Source organism: Actinoplanes sp. CA-131856, assembly GCF_050956135.1.
GTDB lineage: Bacteria > Actinomycetota > Actinomycetes > Mycobacteriales > Micromonosporaceae > Actinoplanes.
In genome coordinates this window covers 10,175,140-10,192,226 of the sequence record NZ_CP191849.1, presented here as the reverse complement: position 1 = coordinate 10,192,226, position 17,087 = coordinate 10,175,140, and the positions used below count along the sequence as shown (strand labels likewise).

Here is a 17,087-nt window from a genome sequence, read left to right as displayed (position 1 = left end):
TCTAGGACTCCTTGACCGCGATGGTCTCGACCGTGTTGGCCACGTGCTCGAAGGCGTCGCAGGCGGCCTCGAGCTCGTCGGCCACCTCCTTCATCTTCAGGACGGTCAGCGCGTCGTACTCGCCGGAGAAGAGCCGGACCAGCAGCATGCGATAGGCGCGGTCGCCCTCGTTCTCGAGGCGGTTGATCTCGATCCAGTACTCGTCGAGGCCCTTCATGGCGCGCAGCTTCGGCATCGCCTCGGCGGTGATCTTGGCCTGCTGGTCGAGCACGTTGACCAGCTCGTGCATCTCACGCGGCAGTGACGGGAGCTCGGTCAGGCCGTACAGGTAAAGAAGATTGCCGACCGCCTCGAGGTGGTCCATCACGTCGTCGAGCTGCGAGCCGAGCGAGTAGATGTCCTCGCGGTCGAACGGCGTGATGAAGGTGGAGTTGATCTTCTTGTACAGATCGTGGGTGATCTGGTCGCTGTCGTGCTCGACGTCGGTCAGCCGATCGCTGACCGACTGCACGTCCACACCCGGCAGCGCGAGCTCGTTGAGCAGCTCGGTGCCCTTCACGAGGTTGTGCGCCGCCTTCGTGAAAAGCTCGTAGAAGGCTCCCTCGACGGGACGGAATGAGAACTTCACGGGGCGACCTCGATCGGCAAGCTGGGGATGGATCTCCAGGAATGCTAAGGCCTCCCGTGGTTTACCTTTCGTTCGCCTGTTAAACGGGCTCGCGGCGACGATCGCCACGGGGTGCGGTGGGCCGTGGTGAGCTGCGGCGGACGGCCCGGGTCGGCAGTGGTTCGCGGGCCACCCACTCGCTGACCGGGTGGCGGCGCAGGTGCCGGGCCAGGCCGCGCTGGTCACTGTCGGCGATGACGTCGACACCGGCGTCGCCCAGCTCCGTCCAGATCGCCCTTCGGGCTTTCCCGGATCCTTCGGGCAAACCAGAGATTCTTACCGTACGTCCGTCCTCGTGGGCCGAGCGCACCATCGCGTGCAGCAGATGGCGTTCCTCGGCCGAGATCGGCTCGCGGCCGTCCCATCCGAACCGGCGGCTCCACGGCTCACTGATCATCGGGACGAGCCCGGGAGGCGCCGCCCGGGAGCCGATGTCGTCGAACGTCCCCTCGGCGAACGCGTAGCGCACCCGGTCGGCCGCCAGCAGCTCGCGCACGTCGACGATGCCGGCGATGGAGACCGTGACCGCGCCCGGCGTCAGCTCGTCGCCGTCGCCGTGACTGAGGAGGGCGGCGTGGTCCCGCAACTGCTGATCGAGCATCCGGTACGCCTGTAAGAGCGTTTCGGCGTCACGGATGGCCCCGGTGAACTCGACGGCGAGGCGGAACGGCACCTGCTGGCCGGGGGCGAGCCGCCCGCCCTGGGCCCGCACCCGTGCGAAGAGCGGGGAGAGCACCAGCCGGCGCAGCGTGCGGCCGGGCTGCGGCGTTCCGGGGCCGAGGAACAGCTCGCCGTGCGGCCCGGGCACGACCGGCACCGTCAGCCCGCCCAGGCCGTGCCTCAGAACGGCGGGGAGCGGGTCGAGGTCGGCCGGCCGGGCGATGGCGTGCCCGGCGGCCTGATAGGGGCGGGGCCGCCGGATCCGGACCGCGGTCGTGACCGCTCCGGCCACGGCCGCGACCCCGGTGAGGCCACTCACGATCGTCACGGCGTCGTTCACAGCGCACCATCCGTATTAGTCCTAAATGTGCGTTTTTACTGTGTCACATGTGCTACCCGCCGCCGGGCAATCTCGTTCAGAATTCCCCCATGCCGTCCGTCGAGGAGTTCGAGGCCCACCGCTCGCACCTGTTCGCGGTGGCCTACCGGATGCTCGGCAGCGCCGCCGAGGCGCAGGACGTGGTGCAGGAGGCCTGGCTGCGCTACTCGAAGAGCGCGGGCGACGACATCCGCGACCCGCGGGGCTGGCTCACCACGGTGACCGGGCGGCTCTGTCTCGACGTGCTCAAGTCGGCCCGGGTGGCCCGCGAGGCGTACCCGGGTCAGTGGCTGCCCGAGCTGTTCGTCGACCCCGACGACGACCCGGCCGGCACGGCCGAGCGGCGCGACCAGGTCGGTCTGGCCCTGCTCGTGGTGCTCGAGCGCCTGACACCCGAACAGCGGGTCGCTTTCGTGCTGCACGATGCCTTCGCCATGCCGTACGGGGAAATCGCCCTGGTCCTGCGAAGCACTGAGGCGACGGCCCGTCAGCATGCCTCGCGCGGGCGCCGGGCGGTCGCCGAGGGGCAGGTGCGGCACACCGCCGACCAGGCCGAGCAGCGCCGCGTGCTGGCCGCCTTCCTCGAGGCGGTGAACGGCGGCGACGTGCGCGAGCTGGCCGCCCTGCTGGCGCCCGACGTGGTGTCGATCAGCGACGGCGGCGGCTGGTTCAACACGGCCCGGCGCCCGGTCGTCGGCGCCGACAACGTGGCCCGCTTCTTCCTGGGCGTCATCACCGGCAAGCGGCTCGGCGACGACGCCGTCTTCACGCCCGCGCTGGTCAACGGGATGCCCGGGGTCTACGCCTCCGGTCGTTACGCCGACGGCCGGCCGTTGCGGGCCGTGCTCGGGCTCACCGTCTCCGAGGGCCGTATCACCGGCATGTTCCAGCAGCTGAACCCGGCGAAGGTATTAGTCGGCGACCTTCTGTAGATATTTGTGGAAGTGGCCGGCGAACGGCTCGCTGCCGTCGCCCAGGGCCACCAGCAGCTTGTCGGCGGCCGCGCGGGCCTCCCGCACGAGATCGTCGGGATATCCGAAAAGCTCGCGGTGCTCGGCGAACTCGTCCTCGTCGCGCAGCTCGACCACGCCCGTCGTGCGCCGGCGCACCACGTCGAGGTCGAGGTCGACGATGTGCACCGTGTCGCCCTCCCACCGCGCCGGCGTGGTGATGTCGCAGTAGACCTCACTGGTCCTCGGCGGCGGGTTGAACATGCCCGTCCACCAGGCGTGATGGGGGATGAGCAGGACGAACGGGATCTGCTCGACACTCGGCCGGCCGTGGTAGACCGACGACGTGCCGCGGGTGACACCCACCCACACGCCGAGGTCGTCCTCGTCGAACCGGCGGGCCGGATAGTCCCGGTGGGCCGAACCGTCGTACTTCGTGTAGACGACCCGGACCGTCTCGTTCGGCATGCGAGAACCCTAACGGTGGTCGGCTTCTGTCGGTGGTGGCGGGTACCGTCTCCGCGTGCCCGCAGCTACGAAGAAGAAGGCCACCGCCGAGCAACTCCTCGCCGCCGCCGTGGGAGCCGTCCCCGGCGGAGCCGCCCGCCCCGGCCAGCAGGCCATGGTGGCGGCCATCGACAAAGCCATACGCGACCGTGAGCACCTGCTCGTCCAGGCCGGCACCGGCACGGGCAAGAGCCTGGCCTACCTGACCCCTTCGCTGCTCGTGGACGGGCCCGTGGTGATCTCCACCGCCACCCTGGCCCTGCAGAACCAGCTCGTCGAGCACGACCTGCCGCGCCTGGCCACCGCGGTCGAGCCGGTCCTCGGCCGCAAGCCCACCTTCGCCGTGCTCAAGGGCCGCCACCACTACCTGTGCGTGGCCAAGATGGAACACGCCGACGAGGAGGCGCCGACCGACACACTCTTCGACGACGCGCCGCAGCCGAAAGCCACCCAGTGGCTGGGCGAGGCGGGCCGGCTCGGCAAGCAGATCCAGCGCCTCCAGGCCTGGGCCGAGAAGACGAAGACCGGCGACCGCGACGAGCTCGACCCGGGCGTCGACGACACCGCCTGGCGCCAGGTCTCGATGCCGGCCCGCGACTGCGTCGGAGCGGCCAAGTGCCCGTACGGCGCCGAGTGCTTCGCCGAGGCCTCACGCGCCCGGGCCCGCGAGGCCGACATCGTGGTGACCAACCACAGCCTGCTCGCGGTCGACATGCTGGCCGAGCGCCACATCGTCCCGCCGCACAAGCTGCTGGTCATCGACGAGGCGCACGAGCTGGCCGACCGGGTCTCGGCCGCCTCGCAGGCCGAGCTGACCCCCGACGCGGTCGAGCGCTCGGCCCGCCGGGCCCGCACCCTGATCCCGCCCGCGGTGTCCGAGTCGCTGGCCGAGGCGGCCGACGCGCTCACCGTGGGCCTGGCCGACGTGCCGGCCGGCCGCATCACCTCGGGCCTGCCCCAGCCGCTGCGACACGCGCTCACGCTGCTCGAGTCGGCCACCCGGGCCGCGCTCACCGCGATCGGCGACGTCAAGTCCGACGATTCCGACCCGGTCCGCAAACAGCAGGCCAAGGCCGCGATCGGCGACCTGAGCGACACCGCCCAGCGCCTGCTCGAAGAGGACGCCTTCGACGTCGCGTGGGTCGAGAAATCCGACATGGGCTCGGGCCGCCGCGCGCTCGTGGTGGCCCCGCTGTCGGTCGCCGGCACGCTCTCCCAGGGTCTCTACTCCGACCGCACGGTCGTCGCCACCTCGGCCACCCTGACCCTGGGCGGCCGCTTCGACACGGTCGCCCGCTCGCTCGGCCTGCCGGTCGCCGCCACGGCGCCGACACCGGCCACCGAGGCGCCCTCGGCCTCGGGCGACGGCTGGACCTCGCTCGACGTGGGATCCCCCTTCGATTACCCCAAACAGGGCATTTTGTACGTCGCCGCGCACCTGCCCCGGCCGCAGATGTCCGGCCTGCCCGACGCCGCCGGCGAGGAACTGCTCAAGCTGGTCGAGGCGCTCGGCGGCCGCACGCTCGGGCTCTTCTCGTCCCGCAAGGCGGCCACCCAGGCCGCCGAGCTGCTGCGCGCCCGCACCGACCTGCCGATCCTGCTCCAGGGCGAGGAGTCGCTGCCGCTGCTGGTCCGTAAGTTCCGGGAGCAGAAGGAGAGCTGCCTGTTCGGCGTGATGTCGCTCTGGCAGGGCGTCGACGTGCCCGGCGACTCCTGCCAGCTGGTGGTGATCGACCGCCTGCCGTTCCCGCGCCCCGACGAGCCACTGGCCGCGGCCCGCTCGGCCGCCGTGGACGCCAACGGGGGCTCCGGCTTCGCCTCGGTCAGCGTCCCGATCGCCGCGGTCCGGCTGGCACAGGGCGTCGGCCGCCTCATCCGCGCCACGGGCGACAAGGGCGTGGTGGCGGTGCTCGACTCCCGGCTCGAAACGGCCCGGGGCTACGGCGCCTTCCTGCGCAAGTCACTGCCCCCGTTCTGGTACACGACACGCGCCGACGTGGCCGTCGGCGCCCTGCAGAGGCTGGCCGGCAAATGATCCAGATCGCCTGCACCTTCGTTGTCGACGTCACGGGAGCCCTGCTGCTCCAGCTGCGAGACGACAAGGCGCCGTACTACCCGAACGTCTGGGGCCTCCCCGGCGGCTCCGTCGAGGAGGGCGAGACCCCGGCCGAGGCGTCGGTCCGCGAGCTGTGGGAGGAGGCGTCCATAGCCCCGTCCGAGCCGGTGCGGTTGTTCGCCCGCCAGGAGCTGCCGTCGGACGGCCGGGTGAAGAATTACTTCTACGCCCCCACCGAGGCGACACAGGCCGACGTGGTCCTCGGCGAGGGCGCCGCGATGCTCTTCATCCCGTCGGCCGAGGTGCCCGCCCGCCCGTTCACCCCGGGCACGGCCGAGATGGTCGAACGCTTTCTGGCCTCCCCGGAATACGCGGCCCTCCACCGATGACCGACCAGCCCCCGCCCGGGGACGGCCCTTCGCCGGAGCCTGCTGCTTCGCCAGGCGACCGTCCTTCCTCGCCGCCTCCTGCTGCTGCACCGGACGCTGGCGCTCCGGCCGGGGCCGGATCGCCGGCTGAGAGCGCTTATCCGCCGCCTGGGGCCGCTTACCCGCCGGCCGGGGCTTACCCGCTGCCGGGTGCGGCCGGTTCTCCGTCTTCGGGGGGTGGCTTTCCGGTGGCGGCTCCGGGGAAGCGGCGCTGGTGGCTCGTCGGAGTGGTCGGGGCCTGGATCGTGGTGGTCGCGGTGCTGGCGGTCTGGTCGGTCGGGCATGAGCGGGCGACCGTGCCCGAGCAGCGCGACATCGGGCTGGCCGTGGCCGACCTCCAGCGGGCGGCCGGGGCCCTGGTCGCGGCGGCCGAAGGGCCGGGCCGGGCGGTTCTGCTCGGTGAGCTGGAACTGGTCGACGGCTGCCGTGTGACGCCCGTGCGCGATGGTGTGGCCGGGGCGCGGGACGTGACCGTCTACGTGCCGCAGGGCGAGATGAAGACCTCCATGGAGGCGATCAGCAAGGCGCTGCCCGGCGGCTACCAGACCGAGCTCGGAGAGGGGCGCGGCGGCACGCGGCTTTCCTTCCACTCCGACGCCGGTGATTTCATCGGGGTCGACGGCGCGGCCGAGGCGACCGCCCAGGTGCTGACGCTGCGGCTTTCCACGGGCTGCCGCCCGCACACCGACGACCTCGACCGCCGCGATCCGCAGGCCGGCCCGGCTCCGGCGATCTTCCAGCGGGCGCTGCGGGCGCTGGGGCAGGGTGACACCCCGGAGACCTTCGCCGCTCTGTGTCCCAGCACATCGGTCGTGGCGACTTATGTCGCGGCGGGGGTGCCCATGTCCAAGGATTTGGCCGCCGCCCTGGCCACGGTCAGCGACGGCGCCGAGGTGATCCGGGCCGACAAGTCGGTGCGCGCCTACCGGATCGGTGCGGACTCGCTGGTGGTCAGCCCGGACGGGGACCTGCTTCGGGTCAGCGTCACGACCAGCTGTCAGTAGACGAGAGCCTGGGCGCCCTCGCCCATGATTTCCTCGACGAAGGCGGCGGCGCCGGCGATGCGGATGCCGGGCAGGACGTCGTCGGGGGTGATGTCCCGGCGGGCGGCGCACTGGGTGCAGACCGTCACCCGGCCGCTGGACAGCAGCAGGTCGAGCAGGTCGGGCAGAGGCGCGGCGTGCGGGAGCTCGAACTCGGCGGCGCGGCCCGGCAGGGCGAACCAGGCCGACTCGCCGGTCAGCCAGAACGACACGTCCACGCCGGACGCCGCGGCCGTCGACGCCACCGTGAAAGCCTGCGAACAGCGCTCGGGGGCGTCGGCCCCGGCGGTTGCCTTGACGACCAGCAAGCGTGCCATGAGGGCCAGCATAGGATGGGCCGGTCATGGTTACGGAAATCGGGTTCGTGAGCCTGCTCGTCGCCGGTCTGGGCGGCCTGGCGGGCGGTTTCGGCTATTTGGCTATGCGCGTTTCTAGGGGGCGTTGGTGAGTGAGAATCCGTTGGGCCCGCCGCCCTGGCTGAACGCTCCTCCGGTCGAGGCTTATCCGTACGAGGACACGCACGATCTTCGTTCCGGCCCCGATCTGCACCCGGCGCTGCTGGGCCTGCTGCCCTTCATCGGCCTGTGGCGCGGGCGAGGGCAGGGTGGCTTCCCCGAGGAGAACGACTACGACTTCGCCCAGGAGGTGCGGATCAGCCACGACGGCCGTCCGTTCCTGCGCTGGGACTCGCGGTCGTGGCTGCTGAACGACGCGTCCGAGGCGACCGGTGAGTGGATCGTCGAGTCGGGCTTCTGGCGGCCGGTGCTCAACGACGGCCGGGCCACCGACGAGATGGAAGCCACGATGATCACCGCCGACGGGGTGGCGGAGCTCTACGTCGGCAAGGTCATCGGCACCACGCGCCTGGAGATGGAGGCCGACGCGATCGCGTACGTGCCCTCCGGTCTGGCCGTCACCGGTGGCCAGCGGCTCTTCGGCATCGTCGAGGGCGCGCTGCTCTACGCGCACGAGCAGGCGGTGGGCCAGAGCGGCCTCCGCCCGCACATGTCCGCGCGGCTGTTGCGCATCGGCGGCTGAGACAAGAGGGCGTAATCTTCGTTACGTGTCCGCCACTTCGCTAGCCGCCATGCTCCGGGAGCGTGGCCTGCGGCTCACCCCGCAGCGCCAGCTCATCCTCGAAGCGGTGCATGAGCTCGGCCATGCCACCCCCGAGCAGGTGCACAACCACGTGCGTGAGCGGGCGGCCGGCGTCAACATCACGACGGTCTACCGCACGCTCGAGCTCCTCGAGGAGCTCGGGCTGGTCAACCACACCCACCTGTCCCACGGGTCGCCGACCTATCACACGGCGGGTGAGGATCAGCACGTTCACCTGGTCTGCCGTGGATGCGGGTCGATTTCTGAGGTAGACCCGTCGGTGATGAGGCCGGTCACCGACCGGCTGCTCGCCGAGCGGGATTTCCGGGTCGACGTCGGCCACGTCTCGCTCTTCGGGGTCTGCGGGGACTGCAAGGAGCTGTGAGATGACCGTGGTGATGGCCGAGGACCTCGATCCTTCGTCGGCCGACGCGGGTGTGCCGGTGCATTACGGCGACCCGATGCGCGAGCAGCGCACGCTGGCGACCGCCGTGGGCCTGGTGGACCGGTCCAACCGTGACGTGATCGCGGTGCCGGGTGAGGAGCGCGCCTCCTGGCTCCACACCCTGACAACTCAGCATTTGTCGGATTTGTCCGAAGGCACCGGAACCGAGCTCCTCGTCCTCTCGCCGAACGGCCACGTCGAGCAGCACGCGTACGTCACCGAGGACGGCACTACCGCTTGGCTCGACACCGAACCGGGCGCCGGTGCCGGATTGCTGAAATATCTGGAAATGATGCGGTTCTTCACCCGCGTCGAGCCCCGGGACGCCACGCCCGAAATGGCGGTTCTGTCGCTGGTGGGCCCGGGTGCGGCCGACCTGTTCCCCACGCTGGCGGCACCGCGGATCAGCGAGGTTCCGGGCGCGAAATTCGCCGCCGGCGAGGTGCCGGGTCATTCCACGAGCGTGTACGCCGTGACGCCGTACGCCGGGGGCCTGGCGCGACGCGTACCCCTGGGAATTGATCTTCTGGTTCCGAGGGCCGAGAAGACGTCCGTCATCGAGAAGCTCGGGGTGCCGCTCGCCGGCCTGTGGGCCTACGAGGCGATCCGGGTCGAGCACCGCACGCCCCGGCTCGGCTGGGAGACCGACCACCGCACCATCCCGGCCGAGGCCGACTTCATCGCCGCCGCCGTCCACCTGGACAAGGGCTGCTACCGCGGGCAGGAGACGGTCGCCCGGGTGCACCATCTGGGCCGCCCGCCGCGCCGCCTGGTGCTGCTCCACCTCGACGGCGTCGCCACCGACCAGCCGCCGGCCAAGGGCACGCCCGTCGTCCACGGCGACCGCGAGGTCGGCTTCGTCGGCACCGCCGTCCGGCATCACGAGCTCGGCCTGATCGCCCTGGCCGTGCTCAAGCGCAACGTCGCCGACGACGCCGAGCTGAAGGTAGGGGAGTCCGCCGCCGCCATCGATCGGTAGGGTCCGTGCCATGACCGGTACCGTGATCACCGTCGCTCCGACCGGCGCCGAGAGCAGCAAGGCAGCCGTACCCGCGCTGCCCGTGACCCTCGACGAGCTCGTGGCGACCGCCAAGGAGTGCGAGGCGCTGGGCGCCTCGATCATTCATGTGCACATCCGTGACGACCGCGCCGAGCCGACCCTCGATCAGGGCCGGCTCCGCGCGACGGTCGCCGCGTTGCGCGAATCGACCGACCTGATCGTGCAGCTCTCCTCGGGCGGCGCCGTCACCGACCCGGAGTCCGACCGGCTGGCCGTGCTCGACGCCGGGCCCGAGATGGCCTCGTGCACGATGGGCACCGTCAACTTCGGCGACGGCGTCTTCCTCAACCGCTGGGAGTTCATCGTCGACCTGCACACCCGCATGCAGGAGCGGGGCATCGTGCCGGAGTACGAGATCTTCGACCTGGGCCAGCTCACCACGCTCCAGCGCCTGCTCGCCCAGCACGGCCTCCCGTTCGGCGGGCACGTGCACGTCGACCTGGTGATGGGCGTCCCGGGCGGCATGCCGGGCACGCTGGGCGCCCTGGCCGCCTGTGAGCAGGCCATCCGCGACCTCCCGGCCGGCACCACCTTCTCGGCCACGGGCATCGGCCGTACGGCGATCCCGGTCATTCTGGCCTCGCTCGCGGCCGGCGGCCATCTGCGGGTCGGCATGGAGGACACCATCACGTACGCCAAGGGTCGCCCCGTCGAGTCGAACATGCAGCTCGTCGCCCGTGCCGCCGGCTTCGCCCAGCTGGCCCAGCGCCCGCCGCTGACCCCGGCCGAGACCCGCGAGCTGCTGGGAGTGCCCGCCCGATGATCGTCGCCGAAGTGGTCCGTTCGGGTTTCGTGGAAAGCGTGCACCACGGCTCGGTCGCCGTCCTTTCCGAGAGCGGGGGCAGCCGCGGCGATGTGACCAGCCCGATCTTTCCCCGGTCGTCCAACAAGCCGATGCAGACCGTCGGCATGCTGCGGGCCGGCCTGGTGCCCCGCGACGCCGCCGACCTGGCCCTGATCAGCGGCAGCCACTACGGCGAGCCGTTCCACGCGCGCCGGGTGCGGGAGATCCTCGAGGGCGCCGGCCTGACCGTCGACGCCCTGCGCTGCCCGACCGCCCTGCCCATCGCCGAGAAGGACCGCGACGACTGGATCCGGAGCGGCGGCGGCCCCGAGCGGGTGCTGATGAACTGCTCCGGCAAGCACGCGGGCATGCTCGCGACCTGCGCCGCCAACGACTGGCCGCTGGAGACGTACCTCGACCCGAAGCACCCGTTGCAGGTGGCGATCGCCGAGGCGGTGGCCGATCTGGCCGGCGAGCCGATCGCCGCCACCGGTGTCGACGGCTGCGGCGCGCCCGTGCTGGCGATGTCGCTGACCGGCCTGGCCCGCGCCTTCCAGCGGCTGGTCGAGGCCGCTCCCGGCACTGACGAGCGCCGGGTGGCCGACGAGATGCGGGCGCACCCGGAGCTTGTGGCCGGCACCGGGGCGGACGACACCGTACTCATGGGCGCCGTGCCGGGTCTGCTGGCCAAGGGTGGCGCCGAGGGTGTCGTGGCGGTCGCCGTGCCCCGGGTGGGCGCGATCGCCATCAAGATCGACGATGGCGGCATGCGGGCGCGGACGCCGGTGCTGCTGGACGAACTGCGCCGGCTCGGTGTGACCGTGCCCGTGATCGAGGAGCTGGTTCTCGGTGGCGGGGAGCCGGTCGGGGTGGTCCGCCCGGTTCGGTGAGACGTCTCACGCTAGCTCTTGTTAGCACTTTGCTTGCAAGAGCTAGCACTCCGCGCTACCTTCGAACGCATGGCCGCACCGAAGGATCTGCCTCAGGACATCGGTGGTTTCATCCGTGACCTGCGGCAGACCGCGAAGATCTCGCTCCGCCAGCTCGCCGACAAGGCAGGCGTCAGCAACCCGTACCTGAGCCAGATCGAGCGCGGCCTGCGCAAGCCCAGTGCCGAGGTGTTGCAGCAGATCGCCAGCGCGCTGCGGGTGTCGACGCCCGCGATGTACCTGCGCGCCGGCCTGCTGGACAGCGAGGGCCAGCAAGGGGTGCTGGCCGCCATCGCCGCCGATCCCGAGCTCACGATCGCGCAGAAGCAGTCGCTGTCACAGATCTACGAGACGTTCCGTAACGAGAACCTGCGCAACCAGCCGGCCGACGAAGCCCCGCAGACCGTCGAGGAGACGACATGACCGAGCAGACCAAGACCCGCTTCCCCGCCCCGATCTACGCCGCCGCCGGTGCCGGTGACCTGGCCTACCAGCAGCTCCGCAAGCTCCCGGCCGTGGTGAACGTGCTGAGCGAGCGCGCCGCCGCCTCGCTGCGCACCTACAACGAGCAGGCCGGCACCAAGGCCGCCGAGCTGCGCGACAAGGCCGCCACCACCGACTTCGACGCCCTGCGGGGCAACGCGGCCAGCGTGGCCACCTCGTTCGCCCAGATCGCCCAGGACCGCGCCCTCGCGGCGTACACGGCCCTGGTCGCCCGTGGCGAGCGCGTCGTCGGCACCGGTGTCGTCGAGGCCGCCGACGTGGTCAACGCCGACATCGAGACCACCGAGGAGACCAAGGTCCTCGAGGCCGCTCCCGCGACGCCGAAGCCGCGCAAGCGTGCCCCCAAGGCGAAGCCGGCCGAGTAATCTTCGGACACGACATGATCCGCGGGGCTCGGCAGACGCTGGGCCCCGCGGCATAGACTTCTCCTCATGGCCTCTTCCGCGCCGATCTTCTACGACGACGTGCTCGTCTATCTCGGCCTGCTCCTGCTCATCCTTTCGCTGGTCGTGCAGGCGGTGGCGCTGATTCACTGCCTGACCCAGCGCGGTGACGGGTTCCAGGCCATCGGGACCCTGCCGAAAGGCGCCTGGGCGGCGATCCTGGCCGTCTGCATCGTGCTGACCCTGCTGCTGGGCAGCGGCGCGACCGGCATCTTCAGCCTGATCGGCATCGCCGCCGCCCTGATCTATCTGCTGGACGTCCGTCCCGGGCTCAAAGATCTGTCGGACGGCAAAGGCTTCTGGTGAGGCGGTTCGGCCCGCCCCCGCCCGATGGCGGGCCTCGCCTGCTGCGCGCGGACTCCACAGGTCCGCGATCCGGGCGGCCCACACTTCCCGGTCCGCCCACCGAGGTCGTTTCAACCCCTTCCGGTGTACGCCTGGAGATGCTCACGACCGGAGTGGGTGAGCCGGTCACCGTGTTCGCCCACGGGCTGGCCGGTGACATCTCGGGCACCCGCCCGCTGGGCTCGGCCGTCGCCGGCCGGCGGGTCTTCTTCCACTTCCGCGGCCACGGCCGGTCCGAGGCCCCCGCCGGTCCGTGGAGCTTCGGCGACCTGGCGAGCGATCTGCGCTCGGTGGCCGACCTGACGTCGGCGACCCGCGCGGTCGGCGTCAGCATGGGCGCGGCGGCGCTCTGCCGGCTGCTGAGCGAGACCCCCAGCCGTTTCGAGCGCGTGGTCCTCTATCTTCCCGCGTCGCTCGACGGCACCCGCCCGGCCGCGGCCGAGGAGCGGGTGGAGCGGCTCCTGGCCGCCGTCGAGTCCGGTGAGGCGGCGTCGATAGCGGCGGCCGCCGAGAGCGAGCTGCCGCCGTCGGTGCGCAACACGCCGACCGGCTGGTCGTACCTTCGCCAGCGGGTCGAGCAGTTGCAGCGCGACGGCCTGGCGGCCGAGCTGACGACGCTGTGGCACGAGCCGGCGGTCGCGTCTCCCGAGACGCTGCGCGCGTTCACCGGCCAGGCCCTGGTGATCGGCTGCCTCGGCGACGAGGTGCACCCGGTGGCCTGGGCCGAGCAGGTGGCCGGCCTGCTGCCCGGCGCGGAGCTGCACGTCTACGACCGGCCGGCGGTGCTGTGGAACAACCGCCGCGAGCTGCGCGAGCGCATCTCGAACTTCCTGAACGCATAGAAAAGGGCCCGCGCGAGCGGGCCCTTTCCTGCGTTCGAGCTCAGCTGTTGAGCGTGATCTGGCGCCAGTTCAGGACGCTCCAGTTGCCGACCTTGTCGGCCGCCTGGTACTGCGGCTCGATGATCCAGCCCTTGGTCAGGCCGGTGACCGGCACCGACCAGGTGCCCGAGGCGGAGACCGCCGACATGCCGAAGACGCTGTCCGGGAGCGTGTTCAGGTTCTGTCCCGTGTAGCGGACCCAGCTGCGGGCGCCGAAGTTGTAGTAGTACTCGACACCGGCGGTGTTGTACTTCCACAGGAAGACGGCGGCGATGTCCGCCCCCGACTGGCTGTCGCTAGCCGTGCCCCGGATCGTCGACCACGAGCTGGCCTTGTTCGGGCTGGCCGGATAGGTCAGCGCGATCGACGGCGCGGTCGAGTCGGTGACCACCGACAGCGGGGCCGTGGTGACCGGGGCCGCCTTGCCCTGCTCGTTCTTCACCGTGACCTGGGGACGCCAGGTGCCCGGGCCGAACCAGTGCTCGACGGTGGTCGAGGTGCCGTCGCGCAGCAGCGTGCGGCTGTCGTCACCCCAGCTGGCCCAGGTGGCGTCGGAGTTGGCCGGCACGTTGCTGGCGTTCCAGACGGCGAGGTTCTGATAGGACTCGTACGTCCAGACCGTGGGGTTCTTCCACGAGTACGTGCCCGTCGGGGCCGCGACCGTGATGTTCGGGCCGACCACGACGTTGGAGGTGATGTCGTCCGGGTTCCCGTCGGTCATCTCGATCGAGATCCGGCTGACGCTGGGCCTGGTGTAGGTGTGCGTCCAGCTTGTCTCGCCGGCGGCCGCGACCGTCCGCGGGCTGTCGTCGCCCCAGGTGATGGTGCGGACGGTCGGAACTCCGCCGTCGTCGAAGTCGGTCTCGGTCAGCGTGACCTTCTGTCCCGGCCAGATCGAGGTGCTGTCCGCTGTGTAGGTCCCGGTAGGGAGGACCTCGTCGGCGGCGAGCGCGGGAGTGGCCACGCCGACGATGCCGGCGGCCAGGGTCAGAGAGAGGAGTGATGCGAGCTTCATGGTGTACCCCCGTGGGCGTGCTCTCCCGTCCCGACAGAGGGGAGCCAGCGGACAGTACCGGTACCGACCAGAATTGATCAACCCCGTTCTGCCCGCCGGGCCGTAACCTTTCGCGCCTGTGCCGCTGTTGTTCACTGCGTGCGGTTATCCCCTAAATCAGTCTTTTTCGGACTCGTGGCGTTGGGCCTGCCCATCGCGGTCTCGATCGGATGGTCGCTGGCCGCCCCGGCCAAGCGCCCGGCCGCGGTCGGCCTCCCCGGCGGTGAGGGCGCCCTCGGCTCGGCGCCACGGCCCACGGACACCACACCGATGACCACGGTCCGCTACTCACCCCGGCCGAACCGCGCGGTCCCGGCCACGACGACGGCCACCCCGTCCGCCCCCGCAACCTCGGCGACGGCCACGCCCAGCGCGCCGGCGACCACCGCCCCGGCCACGACGACGCCGGCGCCCACCACCACGACCACGTCGGAGCCGCCGCTCCCGCCTCTGACGCTGCCGCCGGTGCCGACCCCCACCGAGATCACCACGACCCCACCGCCCAGCGATCCGGCCGACCCGAGCGCAAGCCCGACCCCATCGGCACCATGAGGCGGCCGGCCCGAGCGTGAGCCCGTGCGCGTCGGCATCGTGAGGCGGCCGGCCCGGAGCGTGAGTCCGGGCGCGTCGGGGCCGTGAGGTGGTCGGTTCGAGCGTGAGTCCGGCCGCGTTTGGGCCGTGGGGCCGGTCGGTTCGAGCGTGAGTCCGGCGCGTCGGTGTCGTGGGGCGGTGTCAGCTCGGCGCCGCGGGTGGCGCGGGTGGCCAGCGGTCGGCCCGAGTGTGAGCCCGGGCGCGTCGGTGTCGTGGGGCGGTCGGCTGGGCGTGAGGCCGAGTTCGGCGGCGCCGTGATCCGAGGGCCTAAAATGCCGGGTCGTGAACGTTGACGCCGGAAAGCCGCTCGGAGCGGCCCGCAGGTTCCTGATCGGGGCCGGGCTGCTCGCCCGCGGGCTGGGCATCCTGCTGCGCCGCCCCAAGCTGCTCGCGCTCGGCCTGATCCCGGCCCTGATCGCGGGCGTGCTCTACGCGACCGCGCTGTTCTTCCTCATCGACTTCCTGCCCGAGCTCTCCGACGCGGTCACCTGGTTCGCCGACGACTGGAGCGAGACGTGGGGCGACCTGGTGCAGGTGCTGGCCGGCGCCGGCCTGCTCGGTGTGGCCGTGGTCATCGGCGTGCTGTCGTTCACCGCGGTCACGCTGCTCATCGGCGACCCGTTCTACGAGCGCATCTCCGAACTGGTCGAGGACCAGCTGGGCGGCGTGCCGGACGGCGTCGAGACCGGCTTCTGGCCGTCGCTGGGACGCAGCATGGTCGACTCGCTGCGCCTGATCGGTCTGTCCATCCTGGTCGGCATCCCGCTGTTTTTGCTCGGCTTCCTGCCGGTCGTCGGCCAGACCGTGATCCCGGTCCTGGGCGGCGCCGTCGGCGGCTGGCTGCTCGCGGTCGAGCTGACCGGCGTCCCGTTCCAGCGCCGGGGACAGCGGCTACGCCACCGCCGCGCGGTCCTGAAGCGGAACAAGGCCCTGGCCCTCGGCTTCGGCGTGGCCGTCTTCTGCTGCTTCCTGATCCCGCTGGGCGCCATCCTTCTGATGCCGGCCGCCATCGCCGGCGCCACCCTGCTCTCCCGCGAGGTGCTCGGCCATCCGACATCGGCCGCCGGGCGGGTGGGCGCGACGGCGTGAGGCGGCCGGGCGGCTGGGTGCGGCAGCGTGAGGCGGGTGGACGCGACGGCGTGAGGCGGCCGGGCAGGTGGGCGCGGCGGCGTGAGGCGGCCGGGCGCGGCGGCGTGAGGCGGCTGGGTGCGGCGGCGTGAGTTGGCAGGGCGGGTGGGTGCGGCGGCGTCAAGCGGAGTCGCGGACCACCAGTTCGGTCGGTAGGACTACCGCGTCGGGAAGGCCCGCGTCGCCGTTGATCAGGCCGAGAAGCTGGCGGGCCATCGTGCGGCCCATGTCGCCGATGGGCTGGCGGACCGTCGTCAGTGGAGGGTCGCTGTAGCGGCTGATCTCGAAGTCGTCGAAGCCGATCACGGCCACGTCGGCCGGGACGCGGCGGCCGGCCTGGCGCAGGGCGACCAGGGCGCCGTGGGCCATCATGTCCGACGCCGCGAAGACGGCGTCCAGGTGCGGGTCGGCCTCGAGCAAGGACCGCATCGCGGCCAGGCCGGACTCGCGGGTGAAGTCGCCGAACGCCGTGTGCTGCGGGAGGCCGGCTTCCTCCAATGTGGCGCGATAGCCGGCCAGCCGGTCGATGCCGGCCACCATGTCCTGCGGGCCGGCGATGGTGGCGATGCGCTTGCGGCCCTGCGCGACCAGATGACGTACGGCCGCGGCGACGCCCCCGAAATGGTCGACGTCCACATAGGGCACCTTGGCGCCGCCGATCGGGCGGCCGCTGCAGATCACCGGGATGCCGAGCCGGACGAGCGTGCCGGGCAGCGGGTCGGCGCCGTGCATCGAGGCGAACATGACGCCGTCGACGTGGCCGGCGACCGCGTACCTCTCCACCCGGTCGTGGCTGCGGGCCGAGCCGGCCATCATCAGCACCAGCTGCTTGTCGGCCGCTTCGAGCTCGACGCCGGCGCCGCGGATGATCGCGGGGAAGAACAGGTCGTCGGAGAAGACCCGGTTCGCCGTCTCCGGCAGGATCAGCGCGATCGACTCGGTGCGCTGGGTGACGAGGCTGCGGGCGGCCTGGTTGGGCACGTAGCCGAGCTCGTCGACGGCCCGGTTGACCGCCTCACGGATGGAGGCGGCCACCGAGGTCGATCCGTTGACGACGCGGGAGACGGTCGCCCGGGACACCCCGGCGCGGCGCGCTACTGCTTCCAGGGTCGGCCGCTCCCGCGTCACCACAAAA

Annotated in this window: 21 protein-coding genes and 1 pseudogene; 15 read left to right on the top strand and 7 right to left on the bottom strand. The window is 71.6% G+C overall.

The window, feature by feature from the left end:
• Position 1 precedes the first annotated feature (1 nt).
• Positions 2–628, bottom strand: coding sequence for a DUF47 domain-containing protein (locus ACQP2X_RS47015; RefSeq protein ID WP_097317667.1), 627 nt, complete (start codon positions 626–628; stop codon positions 2–4).
• 79 nt (positions 629–707) lie between these two features.
• On the bottom strand, positions 708–1,667 hold the full coding sequence (locus ACQP2X_RS47010) for a PI-PLC domain-containing protein (protein WP_498692705.1): 960 nt from the start codon (positions 1,665–1,667) through the stop codon (positions 708–710).
• Between the two features lie 89 nt (positions 1,668–1,756).
• Between ACQP2X_RS47010 and sigJ the strand changes: the two genes are divergently transcribed.
• Complete coding sequence (sigJ, locus tag ACQP2X_RS47005) at positions 1,757–2,638, top strand: RNA polymerase sigma factor SigJ (RefSeq protein ID WP_498692704.1); 882 nt, start codon at positions 1,757–1,759, stop codon at positions 2,636–2,638.
• Here the strand turns inward: sigJ and ACQP2X_RS47000 are convergent.
• Positions 2,618–3,124, bottom strand: coding sequence for a DUF402 domain-containing protein (locus tag ACQP2X_RS47000; RefSeq protein ID WP_498692703.1), 507 nt, complete (start codon positions 3,122–3,124; stop codon positions 2,618–2,620). The two genes, sigJ and ACQP2X_RS47000, sit on opposite strands and share 21 nt — an antisense overlap.
• A 55-nt stretch (positions 3,125–3,179) precedes the next feature.
• On the opposite strand from ACQP2X_RS47000, the gene ACQP2X_RS46995 reads away from it, so the two are divergent.
• The 3 genes from ACQP2X_RS46995 to ACQP2X_RS46985 all read left to right on the top strand — a co-directional run bounded on the left by ACQP2X_RS46995 (position 3,180) and on the right by ACQP2X_RS46985 (position 6,651).
• A complete protein-coding gene (locus ACQP2X_RS46995; protein WP_498692701.1) occupies positions 3,180–5,198 on the top strand; it encodes an ATP-dependent DNA helicase in 2,019 nt (672 codons plus the stop codon).
• Positions 5,195–5,608, top strand: a complete 414-nt coding sequence (locus tag ACQP2X_RS46990; protein ID WP_498692700.1) for an NUDIX hydrolase — start codon at positions 5,195–5,197, stop codon at positions 5,606–5,608. Before ACQP2X_RS46995 ends, ACQP2X_RS46990 begins: the two co-directional genes overlap by 4 nt.
• A gap of 227 nt (positions 5,609–5,835) precedes the next feature.
• Positions 5,836–6,651 carry a hypothetical protein gene (locus tag ACQP2X_RS46985; RefSeq protein WP_498692699.1) on the top strand — a complete coding sequence of 272 codons (816 nt, stop codon included), beginning with the start codon at positions 5,836–5,838 and terminating at the stop codon, positions 6,649–6,651.
• Here the strand turns inward: ACQP2X_RS46985 and ACQP2X_RS46980 are convergent.
• Positions 6,645–7,019: a DsrE family protein gene (locus ACQP2X_RS46980; protein WP_498692698.1), complete on the bottom strand. Its 375-nt coding sequence runs from the start codon at positions 7,017–7,019 to the stop codon at positions 6,645–6,647. The two genes, ACQP2X_RS46985 and ACQP2X_RS46980, sit on opposite strands and share 7 nt — an antisense overlap.
• 14 nt (positions 7,020–7,033) lie before the next feature.
• Between ACQP2X_RS46980 and mtfM the strand changes: the two genes are divergently transcribed.
• From mtfM to ACQP2X_RS46930, 10 genes and pseudogenes are all read left to right on the top strand, one after another.
• Positions 7,034–7,138: a small membrane protein MtfM gene (gene mtfM, locus ACQP2X_RS46975; RefSeq protein ID WP_284044707.1), complete on the top strand. Its 105-nt coding sequence runs from the start codon at positions 7,034–7,036 to the stop codon at positions 7,136–7,138.
• Complete coding sequence (locus ACQP2X_RS46970) at positions 7,132–7,728, top strand: heme-binding beta-barrel domain-containing protein (protein ID WP_498692697.1); 597 nt, start codon at positions 7,132–7,134, stop codon at positions 7,726–7,728. Before mtfM ends, ACQP2X_RS46970 begins: the two co-directional genes overlap by 7 nt.
• A 49-nt stretch (positions 7,729–7,777) precedes the next feature.
• Positions 7,778–8,173, top strand: coding sequence for a Fur family transcriptional regulator (locus ACQP2X_RS46965; RefSeq protein WP_097317675.1), 396 nt, complete (start codon positions 7,778–7,780; stop codon positions 8,171–8,173).
• A gap of 1 nt (position 8,174) precedes the next feature.
• Positions 8,175–9,212 carry a CAF17-like 4Fe-4S cluster assembly/insertion protein YgfZ gene (gene ygfZ / locus ACQP2X_RS46960; protein ID WP_498692696.1) on the top strand — a complete coding sequence of 346 codons (1,038 nt, stop codon included), beginning with the start codon at positions 8,175–8,177 and terminating at the stop codon, positions 9,210–9,212.
• Positions 9,213–9,222: 10 nt separating this feature from the next.
• Positions 9,223–10,056 carry a beta-keto acid cleavage family enzyme gene (locus tag ACQP2X_RS46955; protein ID WP_498692694.1) on the top strand — a complete coding sequence of 278 codons (834 nt, stop codon included), beginning with the start codon at positions 9,223–9,225 and terminating at the stop codon, positions 10,054–10,056.
• Entirely contained in the window at positions 10,053–10,967 is a 915-nt protein-coding gene (locus ACQP2X_RS46950; RefSeq protein WP_498692693.1) for an asparaginase, read from the top strand. The genes ACQP2X_RS46955 and ACQP2X_RS46950 overlap by 4 nt, the downstream gene beginning before the upstream one ends.
• 69 nt (positions 10,968–11,036) lie before the next feature.
• Positions 11,037–11,426: pseudogene (locus ACQP2X_RS46945) on the top strand (helix-turn-helix domain-containing protein); the annotation flags it as partial.
• Complete coding sequence (locus ACQP2X_RS46940) at positions 11,426–11,875, top strand: hypothetical protein (RefSeq protein WP_498692692.1); 450 nt, start codon at positions 11,426–11,428, stop codon at positions 11,873–11,875. The pseudogene ACQP2X_RS46945 and the gene ACQP2X_RS46940, both read left to right, overlap by 1 nt.
• A gap of 66 nt (positions 11,876–11,941) precedes the next feature.
• Positions 11,942–12,259 carry a DUF2516 family protein gene (locus ACQP2X_RS46935; protein WP_097317681.1) on the top strand — a complete coding sequence of 106 codons (318 nt, stop codon included), beginning with the start codon at positions 11,942–11,944 and terminating at the stop codon, positions 12,257–12,259.
• A 137-nt stretch (positions 12,260–12,396) separates the two neighbouring features.
• Positions 12,397–13,140: an alpha/beta fold hydrolase gene (locus ACQP2X_RS46930; RefSeq protein ID WP_498692690.1), complete on the top strand. Its 744-nt coding sequence runs from the start codon at positions 12,397–12,399 to the stop codon at positions 13,138–13,140.
• A gap of 40 nt (positions 13,141–13,180) precedes the next feature.
• Here the strand turns inward: ACQP2X_RS46930 and ACQP2X_RS46925 are convergent, their stop codons facing one another.
• Together ACQP2X_RS46925 and ACQP2X_RS46920 are read right to left on the bottom strand one after the other, a co-directional pair.
• Positions 13,181–14,194 (bottom strand): hypothetical protein, encoded by a 1,014-nt coding sequence (locus ACQP2X_RS46925; protein WP_498692688.1) that lies wholly within the window; start codon positions 14,192–14,194, stop codon positions 13,181–13,183.
• 323 nt (positions 14,195–14,517) lie between these two features.
• Entirely contained in the window at positions 14,518–14,724 is a 207-nt protein-coding gene (locus ACQP2X_RS46920; RefSeq protein WP_498692687.1) for a hypothetical protein, read from the bottom strand.
• A 382-nt stretch (positions 14,725–15,106) separates the two neighbouring features.
• On the opposite strand from ACQP2X_RS46920, the gene ACQP2X_RS46915 reads away from it, so the two are divergent.
• Entirely contained in the window at positions 15,107–15,913 is an 807-nt protein-coding gene (locus ACQP2X_RS46915) for an EI24 domain-containing protein (protein WP_498692686.1), read from the top strand.
• 159 nt (positions 15,914–16,072) lie between these two features.
• On the opposite strand, the gene ACQP2X_RS46910 is transcribed toward ACQP2X_RS46915, so the two are convergent.
• Entirely contained in the window at positions 16,073–17,083 is a 1,011-nt protein-coding gene (locus tag ACQP2X_RS46910) for a LacI family DNA-binding transcriptional regulator (protein ID WP_498692684.1), read from the bottom strand.
• Positions 17,084–17,087: the final 4 nt, after the last annotated feature.